This window comes from Achromobacter sp. (assembly GCF_050285585.1).
Classification (GTDB): domain Bacteria; phylum Pseudomonadota; class Gammaproteobacteria; order Burkholderiales; family Burkholderiaceae_B; genus Achromobacter.
This window is the reverse complement of record NZ_JBLZXF010000058.1, coordinates 1-12438: the sequence shown is the minus strand read 5'-3', so window position 1 is coordinate 12438 and position 12438 is coordinate 1. Positions and strand designations below refer to the sequence as shown.

At 63.7% G+C, this 12438-nt stretch carries 17 protein-coding genes; all 17 read left to right on the top strand.

The features are described 5' to 3' along the window. Positions 1-239: hypothetical protein (locus ACN6PJ_RS30045; RefSeq protein ID WP_427999321.1), on the top strand; the 239-nt coding region annotated here is incomplete at its 5' end. Positions 240-291: 52 nt separating this feature from the next. Then, on the top strand, positions 292-897 hold the full coding sequence (locus tag ACN6PJ_RS30040; protein ID WP_277757127.1) for a hypothetical protein: 606 nt from the start codon (positions 292-294) through the stop codon (positions 895-897). Continuing rightward, positions 839-3007 carry a phage terminase large subunit family protein gene (locus ACN6PJ_RS30035; protein WP_082401378.1) on the top strand — a complete coding sequence of 723 codons (2169 nt, stop codon included), beginning with the start codon at positions 839-841 and terminating at the stop codon, positions 3005-3007. Before ACN6PJ_RS30040 ends, ACN6PJ_RS30035 begins: the two co-directional genes overlap by 59 nt. Before the next feature lie 11 nt (positions 3008-3018). Next, positions 3019-3267, top strand: coding sequence for a gpW family head-tail joining protein (gpW, locus tag ACN6PJ_RS30030; RefSeq protein ID WP_054481029.1), 249 nt, complete (start codon positions 3019-3021; stop codon positions 3265-3267). Further along, complete coding sequence (locus ACN6PJ_RS30025) at positions 3267-4898, top strand: phage portal protein (protein WP_201011575.1); 1632 nt, start codon at positions 3267-3269, stop codon at positions 4896-4898. The genes gpW and ACN6PJ_RS30025 overlap by 1 nt, the downstream gene beginning before the upstream one ends. Beyond that, on the top strand, positions 4899-5786 hold the full coding sequence (locus ACN6PJ_RS30020; protein WP_054481025.1) for a S49 family peptidase: 888 nt from the start codon (positions 4899-4901) through the stop codon (positions 5784-5786). Between the two features lie 21 nt (positions 5787-5807). After that, on the top strand, positions 5808-6380 hold the full coding sequence (locus tag ACN6PJ_RS30015; RefSeq protein WP_054481022.1) for a hypothetical protein: 573 nt from the start codon (positions 5808-5810) through the stop codon (positions 6378-6380). A gap of 33 nt (positions 6381-6413) precedes the next feature. Next, the gene (locus ACN6PJ_RS30010; RefSeq protein ID WP_054481021.1) at positions 6414-7094 is read left to right on the top strand and encodes a head decoration protein; all 681 of its coding nucleotides are present in this window, start codon (positions 6414-6416) and stop codon (positions 7092-7094) included. A gap of 85 nt (positions 7095-7179) precedes the next feature. Then, positions 7180-8241: a major capsid protein gene (locus tag ACN6PJ_RS30005; RefSeq protein WP_054481018.1), complete on the top strand. Its 1062-nt coding sequence runs from the start codon at positions 7180-7182 to the stop codon at positions 8239-8241. Then, positions 8238-8498, top strand: coding sequence for a hypothetical protein (locus tag ACN6PJ_RS30000; RefSeq protein ID WP_123786951.1), 261 nt, complete (start codon positions 8238-8240; stop codon positions 8496-8498). The genes ACN6PJ_RS30005 and ACN6PJ_RS30000 overlap by 4 nt, the downstream gene beginning before the upstream one ends. A gap of 1 nt (position 8499) precedes the next feature. Next, positions 8500-8820: a head-tail joining protein gene (locus ACN6PJ_RS29995; RefSeq protein WP_054481013.1), complete on the top strand. Its 321-nt coding sequence runs from the start codon at positions 8500-8502 to the stop codon at positions 8818-8820. After that, positions 8817-9368, top strand: coding sequence for a hypothetical protein (locus ACN6PJ_RS29990; RefSeq protein ID WP_054481010.1), 552 nt, complete (start codon positions 8817-8819; stop codon positions 9366-9368). The genes ACN6PJ_RS29995 and ACN6PJ_RS29990 overlap by 4 nt, the downstream gene beginning before the upstream one ends. A 9-nt stretch (positions 9369-9377) precedes the next feature. Next, positions 9378-9590: a DUF2635 domain-containing protein gene (locus ACN6PJ_RS29985; protein ID WP_054481008.1), complete on the top strand. Its 213-nt coding sequence runs from the start codon at positions 9378-9380 to the stop codon at positions 9588-9590. Further along, on the top strand, positions 9587-11116 hold the full coding sequence (locus tag ACN6PJ_RS29980) for a phage tail sheath subtilisin-like domain-containing protein (RefSeq protein WP_427999320.1): 1530 nt from the start codon (positions 9587-9589) through the stop codon (positions 11114-11116). The genes ACN6PJ_RS29985 and ACN6PJ_RS29980 overlap by 4 nt, the downstream gene beginning before the upstream one ends. A 61-nt stretch (positions 11117-11177) precedes the next feature. Further along, positions 11178-11546 carry a phage tail tube protein gene (locus ACN6PJ_RS29975; RefSeq protein ID WP_123786954.1) on the top strand — a complete coding sequence of 123 codons (369 nt, stop codon included), beginning with the start codon at positions 11178-11180 and terminating at the stop codon, positions 11544-11546. Between the two features lies 1 nt (position 11547). Then, the gene (locus tag ACN6PJ_RS29970) at positions 11548-11877 is read left to right on the top strand and encodes a phage tail assembly protein (RefSeq protein WP_123786955.1); all 330 of its coding nucleotides are present in this window, start codon (positions 11548-11550) and stop codon (positions 11875-11877) included. Between the two features lie 138 nt (positions 11878-12015). Further along, positions 12016-12438 (top strand): hypothetical protein (locus ACN6PJ_RS29965; RefSeq protein ID WP_427999319.1); only part of this gene is annotated, 423 nt, incomplete at its 3' end.

The window sequence follows — 12438 nt, the reverse complement described above, 5'->3', positions numbered from 1 at the left end:
AAGCAACGCGGGCATTGCGCGCCGCGTTTTGGGCCCAGCGCCAAGGTGTGAAAGGTGTTCGCACCTGTTCGCACCGGAGCGCCAAAACCGCCGCAAGCGAGTATCCACGCGGCATTCGGGGATTTTCAGGGTGCGAACACCTGTTTGCACTGGTGTTCGCACTTTGGTTCGCACTGCCATGTTCGCGCGATCAGCCGAAACGCAATGCCCACGCGGGCTGGCAGGGATTCTCGCCGTGAGAAATCGCGCCTGGAATTCGGTGCGAACAGGACTTTGGGAGGTGTTCGCACCGTGGCGAAAGCGGAAAAGGGTCTTTCTATCCGGGAATTCGCCCGCCGTGAAGGCTGCTCCGACACGCTGGTGCGGCGCGCGATCACGCAGGGCCGGTTGAAGGCGAGGAAGGATGGAACCATCGAGCCGGCCCTGGTCGGCACTCCATGGCGCCAGGCTAATGCGACTGCTGCGAAGTCTGCGGCAACGCCCTCGATGCCAGCGGCGAGTCGAAAGAAGGTTGACGCCCAGGGCGCCAGCGACGCGGCGGTTGAGGATGGGGACTCGCTGGAGGATGTTGCCGACCGGCTATTGAACGAGGGCGACGGCGTTGACTACGCCGAGGCCCTGCGTCGAAAGGAGAACTGGCTGGCGCTACTGCGGCAGCTGGAATACGAACAGAAATCCGGGGCGCTGGTGGAGCTTGCCGTAGCCCAGGCCGTACTTTTCGAAGCCTTTCGGGGACAGCGCGATGCATGGCTGAACTGGCCCGCGAAGATTGGTCCGCTGCTGGCCGCCGAGCTAGGGCTGGAAGAGGCCGACCGGGTCACCGAGGCTTTGACTGCGCATGTCCACAAACAAATCTCAGAACTTGGCGAACCCGCCGCCGACTTCAGCCCAGGGTAAGCAGGCCGCATTGTGGCGGGCTGCTCGCCAGGGGTGGACGCCGCCGCCGCGCATCAGCGTGCCGGAATGGGCGGACCGATATCGGAAGCTGGCGAAGGAGGCCGGTAGTACCTCGGGGAACTGGTCGACCAGCACTGTGGAGGTCGCGCGCGGCCCGATGCTCGCACCGACGGAACCCGGCGTACACGTCATCACGGCCATGGTCAGCACGCAGATGCTGAAGACCGCGTTGCTGGAGAACATATTCGGGTATTTCGCCCACCTGGATCCCTGCCCGATGCTGCTGCTGCAGCCTAAGGAAGACGCCGCGGAGCAATTCAGCAAGGAGCGCATCAACCCCATGGTGCGGGTGACGCCGGTGCTGCGAGAGTTGGTGGGATCCAGCAAGACACGCACTGCCGACGAAACACTGCTGTTCAAGTCATTCCCTGGGGGCTTTTTGGCATTGGCGGGCGCCGGCAGTCCTGACAACCTGGCGCGCCGGCCGGTGCGGGTGATTCTTGCCGACGAAGTCGACAAGTACCCTGTCACCCGGGAGGGCGATCCAATCTCGCTTGCGGAAGAGCGTACGGCGAGCTTCGGCGCCAACTGGTTGTCGGTCCGGGCTTGCTCGCCGACCGTGCAGGACGAAAGCCGAATCGAGAAAAGCTACTTGTCTTCGGACCAGCGGCGCGCCTCCGTGTGCTGTCCCGGGTGCGGCCATCGCCAGTTTCTGGACTTCTTCCGTCACGTCGATTGGAAGAAGCGCAAGGACGACAAGGGCGTGGTGCTGGAGCATTTTCCCAGGACCGCACGAATCTTCTGCGAGGCGTGTGGTCTGGGGTGGTCGGAAGGCGAGCGTCTGATGACGCTGCGCACCGTGCGTTGGCACCAGACGCGCCCCTTCAACTGCTGCGGCAGCCGTCACGTGCCCCTGGACATGTACGACCGCGCCTGGCGCGATGCCGAGGCCAGGGACCCTGGCAGTGGCGGCATTACGGCGGTGGACGCCGTGTGGGACTGGTGGGCAAGTGAGCGACACGCCGTGTATCGCGTGAAGTGTCCAGACTGCGGCACTTGGGCCGTGGACAACCAGCATGCCGGCTTTCAGGCCAGCAAGCTTTATTCCCCCTGGAGCAAGGACAAGCCATCGGACATTGCGACGAAGTGGTTGGCGGCAAAGGATGACGAGGATCTGAAGCAGGCATGGTGGAACACCCAGATGGGCATGCCCTATCGGGCACACAGCGGCAAGGATCTGGATCTGGAAACGCTGGCATCGCGCGGCGAGCTATGGGCTGCGCAAGTTCCCTTCGGCGTCGGGGTATTGACTGCCGGCCTGGACGTGCAGCCGGACCGTGTGGAATGTGAACTGGTCGGCTGGGGGCGAGACGAGGAAAGCTGGTCCATCGACTACGAGGTGTTCGAAGGCGATCCAGAGACACCCGAACTGTGGGCACGCGTAGATGCGTACTTGCTGAAGACTTGGTATCGCCACGACGGGCGGCCGTTTAACGTGTCGTCCGCGTGTATCGACTCCGGCGGCCACAACACGCAGCGCGTCTACGAGTTCGCGAAGGCCCGTTTGGGTCGTCGAATCTATGCGATCAAGGGGGAATCCGCGCGGAATGGACAGCGCTCGCCGGTCTGGCCGACGAAGGTCCCGAGCCGCCGAAACAAGGCTACCTATCGCCCGACCATCATCGGCGTGAACACCGCCAAGGACACCATCCGGAATCGGTTGAACAAGGACGCGCCGGGCCCGGGATTTATGCACTTTCCCGCGGATCGCGATCTGAATTACTACGCGCAGCTCACGTCCGAGCGAATCGTGGTCAAGGAAGCGAGCGGGCACAAGTACCGCGTCTGGGAATTGCCCTCGGGACGCGCCAACGAGGCGCTGGACTGCCGGGTATACGCCTATGCCGCGCTCTGTGCATTGATCCACTTCGGTCTGAAGCTGAATCGGACCGTCGAGGACCTGGCCGAGGTTCTGCATGGTGCGCCGCCGTTGCCTGAGGGCGAAGTCTCTGTAGCGCCGACGCCGCAGGCTGGCGCAGCCCAGGGCGGTCCCTCCGTGCGGGTCAAGTCGGCTGCGCCAGGGCGCTCGCGTGTGAGCAAACTTGCATAACGAGGTACGCAATGAGCGTCTATGACGGAATGAGCAGGGCGGAAATGCAGGCGCGGCTGGCCGCCCTGAGGGCCGCCTATTTTGAACTCCTGACCGGGAAGCAGGTTGCAGCGGCCAGCTACGCGCAGTCGGACGGATCTAAGTCGGTCACCTACAGGGCGGCGGATATGAGCAGGCTCCAGGGCGAAATTGCCCTCCTGCAGCAACTGCTTGGCATCGCCCCTCGGGCGCGCCGGCAGATCAACTTCGTGATGCGCTGATGGAAAACACTATCTCTATCCTCGACAGGCACGGAAAGCCGTTGCCTGCTGTTCGCCGTCGCGGGGCAATGTTGGCGCCAGGCAGCAACGCGCCCTATGACGCCGCCGACCAGAACGGCGGCCACGTGCGTGATTGGCAACCATACCTCTGGTCTCCGGACGGTGAAGTCAACATGTATCGCGACCGCCTCGCGGCGCGTGCGCGTGACCTGATCCGCAACGACGGCTGGGCGACCGCCGCGGTGATGCGGACCGTCGACAACGTCATCGGACCTGATTTCCGGCCGATTTCGAAGCCCGATTATCGATGGCTGCGGACTGTGACCGGCATCGAGGCGTTCGATCACCGTTGGGCCGATGAATTTGGCCAGGCCGTGGAAGCCAACTGGCGCTCGTGGGCGAACGATCCTGCCTTCTACTGCGATTCGGAGCGGATGCTGTCGTTCCCCCAAATGATGCAACTGGGGTTTCGACATCACCTCATCGACGGCGACTCGCTCTCGATGCTGCATTGGCTGCCGCAGCGCATCGGGGTGGGGCGCGCCCGCTATGCAACGGCCGTACAGATCATGGACCCGGACCGTCTTTCGAATCCGCAGCAGAACTTCGATCAGCAGGCGCTACGCGGAGGCGTGGAGGTCGACAGTTACGGCGTTCCGACCTGGTATCACATTCGGCGCGCTCATCAGGGAGACTGGTTCAGCGCGGGCGATAGCGTGCGGTGGGACCGTATCCCACGAGAGACGGATTGGGGGCGTCCGATTGTGGTGCATAGCTTCGACCATGATCGGGCGTCGCAGCACCGTGGCGTTGGCTTTCTGACGCCGGTGATCCAGCGGTTCAAGATGCTGATCAAGTACGACAGCACCGAACTGGATGCGGCCATCATCAACGCGTTCTTTGCGGCCTATATCCAAAGCCCGTTCGATCCCGATCTGGTCGAAGAAGCCCTGTCCGGCTCGGACAAGGTCAGCGCGTACCAGCGCGAGCGTTCGCAGTTCCACCAAGAGCGCCGAACCCGCATGGGCGATGTCGGCATGACGCACCTGTACCCGGGGGAGACTATCGGCACGGTGGCCTCCAGTCGCCCGAGCAGCAATTTCGCCTCGTTCGAAAGCGCGATGTTGCGGCATTTTTCGGCCGGGACTGGGTTGGCCGCACAGCAGATCAGCCAGAACTGGGCCGAGGTGAACTACAGCGCCTATCGGTCCGCGATGCTGGAGGCATGGAAGACATTCGCCCGCCGACGGATCGGCTTTGCGTCTGGACAGGCGCACCCGATCTATTGCGCATGGCTGGAGGAATCCATGGACGTGGATGACTATCCGATGCCACGAAACGCGCCTGAATTCATCGAGGCACGCGCGGCGTATGCGCGAGCTAAGTGGATGGGGCCCGGCCGCGGCCTGGTGGATATCGTCAAGGAGCGCCAAGGCGCGCTGCTCGGGATCGATGGAGGCATGTCTTCGCTGGAGGATGAATGCGCCGAGATCTCCGGCACCGACTGGCGCGATGTGGCCGACCGTCGTGCTATCGAAATGGAACGCTACGAGCGATTGGGGCTTCCCATTCCCGCAGTGCTCCAGGGGGCGGACTCGAAAGACGCAGTCCAAGTACCGGAGGAAAAATAAATGCGTTTTGCGCACTTGGGCCAGCGGCTGTTCAACACGCCGCTGGCAATTCGCCAGGACAAGGCTGAGGTCATCATGGCCGCACTCGCCGAGCGGCTGGGCGTCAGCCAGATCATGCGTTTGGACGGAGCGAACCTGCGCCCGATGGCCTGGGATGACTATGACGACGACCTGACCAAACCCGGCGAGACGATTCGCGACGCCGGCTATGACATGGTGGGCGATACGCCGGTCGCCTGCATCAAGGTGCATGGCACGCTGGTGCAGAAGCTGGGCTCGCTCCGCCCCTATTCGGGCATGACGGGCTATGACGGCATCCGGCAGAGCATCCTGAGCGCTCACGCGGATCCGGCCGTCGAGGCGATTGTGCTCGACGTGGACTCGCCGGGTGGCGAGGTCGCGGGCTGTTTCGACCTGGTCGACACCATCTATGGCCTGCGGGGCGACAAGCCCATATGGGCGCTCCTGACGGAGTCGGCCTATTCGGCGGGATACGCGATTGCCAGCGCCGCCGACAGGGTCGTCGTGCCGCGCACTGGTGGCGTCGGTTCCATCGGCGTAATTGTGATGCACGTCGACCTGTCGAAGGCGCTGACGGCGTCGGGAGTGGCGGTGACCTTCATCACGTACGGGAGCCACAAAGCGGACTTCCGCCCGGAGCTTCCCCTCTCGGAGGAGGCGCTGAACAGTGTCCAGGCCGAGATCAACACGATGGGCGAGCTTTTCGTGGAGACGGTCGCCCGCAATCGAAACATCGCGCCCGAATCCGTGCGCGACACACAGGCCGCCTGCTTCATGGGGGCGGCCGGCGTCAGCCGCGGCTTGGCGGACGCAGTCATGGCGCCCGACGCCGCCTTTCTTGAACTGCTGGACCTGCTGGGCCGGTAAACAACCTGTGAGACTACTGCAATGAAGAAGAAAACCTTCGCTTCTGCCCCCTTCGCCTCGTTGCTGGGCCTGGGGCGCGCCCGAGGCGCCCGCGCTGAACAAGACGACGAGGACGACAAGGACAAGCCGGACGACGACCGCAAGCAGCGGGAGGGCGAGTCCGACGAGGACTATGCCCGGCGCATGGAAGAGCGTGACCGTGAAGACGACGAGCGCGACGACGTGCTGGAAAACGGGGAGGACCCGGACGCCGAAAAGGACGACGACGGCGACGACAAGGAAAAGGACTCGTCGAAGAAGGCCGCCAGGGCGGCCGAGCGGGCACGCTGCGCCCGCATCGTGGCGCACGGTCTGCGCTTGGGCGTGGCGCGACAGGCTTGCGTTTTTGCCTTCGACACGGGCATGTCGTCCAACGCCGCTATCGCCGCGTTGGACGCAGGCAGGGCGGACCAGGCGCCGCCGGCGCGCCGCACCCTGTCCGAGCGCATGCAGGGCGCGAACGTGCCCAACCCGGGATCGGGTGGTGGCGAAGTTCAGATGACCCTGGCCGAGAAGATCGTCGCAGCTGCCAAGAAGCGCCGCGGCGAGGCTTGATCATCACAATTCAGCTATTCAGGAGTATTCCTTATGACGCTTCCCATCAATTCCGTGGGGAACAATCCCCAACAGCCCGGCATCCGGGCCGATGTTTACATTCCCGATCAGTTGATCGCCGGCGGTCTGCAGATCGTTTCGCAACCGATCATTCTCGCCGCCGGAAAGCTGCCGCGCGGATCGGTCCTGGGCATGATCACGAGTAGCACCGCGGTTACCACGGCTGCTGACGAGAACACCGGCAATGGCACCATCGGTGCCGTCACGGTCGGCCCCGATGCCAAGCTGGGAAACTACCTTCTGACCGCCACTGCCGCCACCACCTTCAAGGTGGTCGACCCGGAAGGAACCACGCTCGCGAATGCGACTGTAGGCACTGCATACACCCAGGGTGGCCTGGGGTTCACCATCGCCGCTGGCGCCACCGCATTCGTGGCCGGGGACGAGTTCGTGATCGACGTCAACGACGCGGTCGGCCAGTTCGTTCTCTCGGCGAAAGGCGCGAGCGACGGCAGTCAGGTTCCCTCGGCCATTCTGGCGGACCATGCGGACGCCACGGCCGGGCCGGTCAATGCCGGCGCATATGTCCAGGTGGAAGTGAACGGCCGCGCGCTGCATTACGACCCGAGCTGGACGTTGCCCGCGCTGACCGCGGCCTTGCGCCAGTACGCGATCCACGTCAAGTCGTCGGTCTCGGCGGCTGACCCGATCTAAGAACCACGCGCAATGCACGAGAGAGGTCCCGCCCAGCGGGGCCTTTTTTTCTTCAGATCGCCAGAACACTCTACGGAGATGACGAATGCCTTCCAATTTGGTCTATAGCACCATCGACCTGATCCAGGTCGTTCCGAACCTGAAAACCGCGCAGTCCTTCCTGCTGGACAGGTTCTTCCCCAATATCATCACGTCCGATAGCGAAGAGGTTGCCATCGACGTCGACATCGGCAAGCGTCGCATGGCCCCGTTTGTCTCGCCCCTGGTCGAAGGCAAGCTGGTCGAGCAGCGCCGCTTCCAGACCAACACCTTCAAACCGGCCTACATCAAGGACAAGCGCGCCCCGGATCTGCTCAAGCCGGTCCGCCGTATGATCGGCGAGCGCATCGGCGGCGACCTGAAGGGCATCGAGCGCGAGATGGCCAACCTCGAAGCTGAGATGACCGACCAGGTGGACATCCTGACCCGTCGCCTGGAATGGATGGCGGCCAGCGCGCTGCGTCTGGGCCAGGTCACCATCGAAGGTGAGGGCTTCGAAACCGTGATCGTGGACTTCGGTCGCGCATCGGACTTGACGGTCGCCCTTACCTCGAACCGGAAGTGGACCGCCGCCAACATTGCCGCGGGCACGGCGTCGCCGACGCGCGACATCGAGACTTGGGCGACCCGCATCCTCAAGCGTTCCGGCGCGACGACGTCGGATCTGGTGTTCACGCCCAGCTCGTGGGCCGGCTTCATTCTCGATCCGGCCCTGAAGGGCGCCATCGTGCTGCCGGCCCAGGCATCGTTCGGCAACGTGATCAACCCGGGGGCCGAGGTCAAGCAGGGCGCGGTCTACAAGGGCAAGTGGGGCCAATTCGACCTGTGGCTCTACAACGACTGGTTCGTGGACGAGAACGATACCGAACGCCCGATGCTGTACGACGGTGACGTGATCATGTCCGGCCCGAACCTGCAGGGCACGCGCGCATTCGGCCAGATCATGGATCCCGCCTTCAACTACCAGTCGTTGCCGTTCGCTCCCAAGACCTGGGTGCAAGAAGATCCGGCGCAACGTCTGCTGATGATGCAGTCTTCGCCCATCGTCATCCCCAGCCGGGTGAATGCGTGCCTGTCGGCCAACGTCTGCGACCCGGCGGTGGAATGATGAGCGCGGCCAACAATCAGAAGGACAAGGGGCCGGCCGCTGCGAAGCTCGTGGCGGCCGTTGTCGCGCGCGGTCGCACGCTGCTGGTCGATGACGGAAAGTCGCTGGCGGCAGGCGAAGAGATTGAGTTGCCCGCCGCCGAAGTAGAGCGCCTGCGGCAGCTCGGCTTCCTGGAGGATCCGGAAGCGCCGGTGATTCGTCGGGACAACGGTCCGCGCTTCGGATCCGCCGCCGGTCCCCAGATCCGCCGAGGCTGACATGGTTGATTTCGACCAGGTCAACCAGGCCATTAACGGCGCGTTTGGTGAGGAACTGGTCTATCAACCTGTGGGCGGCGGCAAGTCCGAGCCCGTGCCCGGCGTCTTCACCGATGCCTACAAGACGGCGTTCCAAGATGGGCAGGGCGGCGTCGGGTGGGTGACGACAGCACCGAGCGCGGGCTTTCGCCTGGCCGATCTGCCGCGGGCGCCCGCGAAGGACGACCGCATCACCCGCAAGAAGACCGGCGAATCGTTCCTTGTCTTCGAACAGCAGCCGGACGGCATGGGCTGGGTACATCTGAAACTGAAAAAGCTATGACCACGACAAACCAACTTCGCGCCTTGGCAGTGCAGGCGCTGACGAACACGACCGACGCTGGCGCGCGGGCGTACTCGCCGCGGGACCAGGCCTCCTGGGACGGAGAGTATCCCGTGTTGTTCGTGCGCACGAACGATGAGGACGGCGTTTCGTTCGGTCGAAGCGGCGCTCCGGCGTTCACGGTGACTTCGGCGCTGGTTGTCGAGGCGAGGGCTGATCACCCTGGCGAGCCGGACGACGCCGGCGCGGCTGCCTTGCTGGTCAAGCTGGAATCCTTACGGGACCAAATCAAGGCTGCCGTCATCAACTACCCGCCGCTCATGCAGGAACTCAACCAGTTCTCCTATTTCCGCACCCGCATCGCGCCGGGCCCGGAAGACGCCGGGCACCATCTGGGCTCGGTGCTGGTGGAACTGGGGCTGGAGTTCGTGCAGGGGCCGGAGGATTTTTTCCCTGTGCCGACCAATCCCTTGGAAGGGGTGGATACGCGAATTCAAATGCCCGACGGCACCACCGTTCCCGGCTTGGATATCGACCTTCCGCAATAGGAGCTTCGCATGTACATCAAACCTCGTCCGGGCCTGAAGGTGTTCGACCCGGTACGCAAACAGTTCATGCCCGACGAGGGCATGCCCGTGGACGAAAACGACCTGTACTGGGCGGCGCGCATGCGCGACGGCGACGTGGTCGAAGCGGACGCCCCTGGCGCGCGGACGTCGACCACCAACGAGGTGCCACCGGCACTGCCCAATAAGGGGGCAAGTAAATGATCCAGTTTCCCAACGTTCCGCAGAATTTGCGGGTTCCGCTGTTCTTCGCTGACATCGACCCGAGTCGCGCGAACACCGGTCAGATCAACCAGCGCGCGCTGATTATCGGCCAGATCACGACCGCAGGCACGGCGGTTCCGGGCAAGCCGGCGATTTCCCAGGGCGCCAACGAGGCGAAGGTGCTGGGCGGCCAGGGTTCGATGCTGGCGCTCATGACGGCCGTCTATCGCGCGCGTGACAGCTTCGGTGAGGTTTGGTATCTCCCGGTGGCAGACGATGCCTCGGCCACCGAAGCCAAGGGCGCAATCAGCTTCACTGCGGCAGCGACGGCCACCGGCGTGCTGTCCCTGTATATCGCGGCATTCTCCGGTTCGCCGGTAGTGTCGCTGGTCTGCACGCCGAGCATGACGACCGCTCAACTTGCGACGGCGCTGGCGGCGCAGATCAACGCCGCCGCTGATCTACCGGTTTTGGCCGAGGTGGATGCGGAGTCCGCTACCAAGGTGAACTTGACGGCCAAGAACAAGGGGCTGGCGGGCAACGACATCGACGTGCGCCTGAACTTCTACGGCGCACTGAGTGGCGAGGTGCTCCCGGCCGGCCTGGGTGTCACCATCACCCCGATGTCCGGCGGACAGGTCAACCCGACGCTGACCACTGCGCTGGCCAACCTGGGCGATATGACCTTCGATTTCATCGCCATGCCGTACAACGACGCCGCGTCGCTGAATGCCGTCAAGGCGTTTCTGTCCACGACGACCGGCCGCTGGAGCTGGTCCAAGGGGCTGTATGGGCACGCCTACGGCGGCTTCCGCGGCACGCTGGGTGAATGCCATACCTTTGGCTCCACCCGCAACGACGAGCATGTATCCATCATGGGCTTCAACAATTCGCCCACGCCCTCGTGGATTCTGGCCGCTGATCTGACGGCAGCGGCGGCGATATCGTGTCGCGCAGATCCGGCCCAGCCGATGCAAACCGTTCCGCTGGCGAGCTTCCTGCCGCCGCCGCTGGAGTCGCGGTTCCAGCTGACCGACCGCAACACGCTGCTCTATACGGGCATCAGCACATTCACGGTGGCAGACGACGGCACGGTGGCAATCGAAAACCTCATCACGACCTACCAGCTGAACGCGTTCGGCCAGCCGGACAACAGCTATCTGGAAGTTGAGACGATGAACACGTTGACGGCGGTCCTGCGGCGCCTGAAGCTGGTGGTGACGTCCAAGTACGCCCGCAAGAAGCTGGCGGCCAACGGCACGCGGCCGGCGCCCGGATCCAACATCGTGACGCCCAGTACCATTCGGGCCGACCTGACGGCGGACTACCAGTCCATGCAGGACGACAACGGCTGGGTGCAGGGGGCTGACGTGTTCGCCAAGGGCCTGATCGTGGAGCAGAACCGCACCAACCCCAACCGGGTGGACGTGCTGTATCCGGCAATCCTGATCAATCAGCTGCGCATCTTCGCCCTGCTCATGCAGTTCAGCAACATCGTGCTGGCCAGCGAGGCCGCCAGCGCGTAAACCCGCGCGGCTGTGGCATAGCGCCGCCTTCGGGCGGCGTCTTCATTTATAGGAGCCGATTATGGCGAATCTGTTGGCCGGCACCGCGCAAATCTCGGTGGACGGCAATTCCTACATGTTGGAGGGAGCCGGAAAGTACAGCCCCTCCACAGTCACCCGCACCAGCCTGGTGGGCCAGGATGGATATCACGGGGTCAAGGAAATGCCGGTCCCTGGCTCGATTTCCTTCACCTGCCGTGACGCTGGGAATCTGACGGTTTACGACTTCAACCGCATGCGCAATGCGACGGTGGTACTGCAGCTCGCCAACGGCAAGACCGTGGTTGGGCGCAGCATGGCCTGCGTTGACGCGCAGGAAGTTGACACGACCGAAGCCACCTTCGATGTCAAGTTCGAAGGCCCCCTCGTTTCTGAACAGACCGTGAGCTGATATGCCGAAGAAAGAAATTCCTGATGAATTGACGATCACCCTGCGCAAAGCCATCACGTTGGGCCAGGGGGCGGATGCGGAGACCTTCACCGAAATGCTCCTGCGCGAGCCGGTGGTAGAAGAACTTCTCACCTTCAACAAGGACAGCGCCAAGGACGCCGGAGATGCGCTGCGCAAGCTGATCGCCAAGATTTCGACGTTGCCCATCGCGGTGGTCAACCGCGTCGGCGCGCGGGACTTCACCAAGGCGTCCAACTACCTGACTTCGTTCATGAACGACGACGAGGACGAGATTGGCGCCGAAGAAGAGGAAGCCGGCGCGGGAAAGTAGTCCGGCCAGTGCCTGATTGGGAGCTGATGACGGCGGCGGTGGCGAAGTTCTACGCCTGGCCGCCGCGTGAGGTTCTCCGGCTACGGCTGAGTGAACTGCGGTGGTGGCACGTCATGGCAGAGCGCGTGGAGGCACAACATGGCCAATGAACTGGCATTCCGAATTTCGGCGATAGATAACGCCTCGAAGGTGGGCAATAAGGTCGGCAACTCGTTCTCGCGCATTGGGGATCGAGCGGCGCGGATGTCTGGCCGCCTGACAAGCGTGGGCAAGACCGGCGCGACCGCGCTGGGCAAGATTACATCCAGTCTGAATTCGGTTTCGCAGGGTGCCCGGACCGCTGCTGATCGAATTTCGTCCATCATCCCTGGCATGTCGGCGCTTGTCGGCCTAGCGGGGGCTGCCGGCGTCGGCGCGCTGGCGCAACGGTGGGGGGATCTGGGAGCGAGCCTGCAGCGGACCTCTCGCCAGCTGGGCATGTCGACGCGTGGGCTGCAAGCATGGCACTACGCTGCCAAGCGGGCAGGGGTGACCGCAGAGCAGTTCGATCAGAGCATGCTG

Coding starts and splice junctions, on each gene's coding strand:
- ACN6PJ_RS30035 (WP_082401378.1), top strand. CDS start 839: ATGTCCACAAACAAATCTCAGAACTTGGCGAACCCGCCGCCGACTTCA.
- gpW (WP_054481029.1), top strand. CDS start 3,019: ATGAGCGTCTATGACGGAATGAGCAGGGCGGAAATGCAGGCGCGGCTG.
- ACN6PJ_RS30025 (WP_201011575.1), top strand. CDS start 3,267: ATGGAAAACACTATCTCTATCCTCGACAGGCACGGAAAGCCGTTGCCT.
- ACN6PJ_RS30020 (WP_054481025.1), top strand. CDS start 4,899: ATGCGTTTTGCGCACTTGGGCCAGCGGCTGTTCAACACGCCGCTGGCA.
- ACN6PJ_RS30015 (WP_054481022.1), top strand. CDS start 5,808: ATGAAGAAGAAAACCTTCGCTTCTGCCCCCTTCGCCTCGTTGCTGGGC.
- ACN6PJ_RS30010 (WP_054481021.1), top strand. CDS start 6,414: ATGACGCTTCCCATCAATTCCGTGGGGAACAATCCCCAACAGCCCGGC.
- ACN6PJ_RS30005 (WP_054481018.1), top strand. CDS start 7,180: ATGCCTTCCAATTTGGTCTATAGCACCATCGACCTGATCCAGGTCGTT.
- ACN6PJ_RS30000 (WP_123786951.1), top strand. CDS start 8,238: ATGATGAGCGCGGCCAACAATCAGAAGGACAAGGGGCCGGCCGCTGCG.
- ACN6PJ_RS29995 (WP_054481013.1), top strand. CDS start 8,500: ATGGTTGATTTCGACCAGGTCAACCAGGCCATTAACGGCGCGTTTGGT.
- ACN6PJ_RS29990 (WP_054481010.1), top strand. CDS start 8,817: ATGACCACGACAAACCAACTTCGCGCCTTGGCAGTGCAGGCGCTGACG.
- ACN6PJ_RS29985 (WP_054481008.1), top strand. CDS start 9,378: ATGTACATCAAACCTCGTCCGGGCCTGAAGGTGTTCGACCCGGTACGC.
- ACN6PJ_RS29980 (WP_427999320.1), top strand. CDS start 9,587: ATGATCCAGTTTCCCAACGTTCCGCAGAATTTGCGGGTTCCGCTGTTC.
- ACN6PJ_RS29975 (WP_123786954.1), top strand. CDS start 11,178: ATGGCGAATCTGTTGGCCGGCACCGCGCAAATCTCGGTGGACGGCAAT.
- ACN6PJ_RS29970 (WP_123786955.1), top strand. CDS start 11,548: ATGCCGAAGAAAGAAATTCCTGATGAATTGACGATCACCCTGCGCAAA.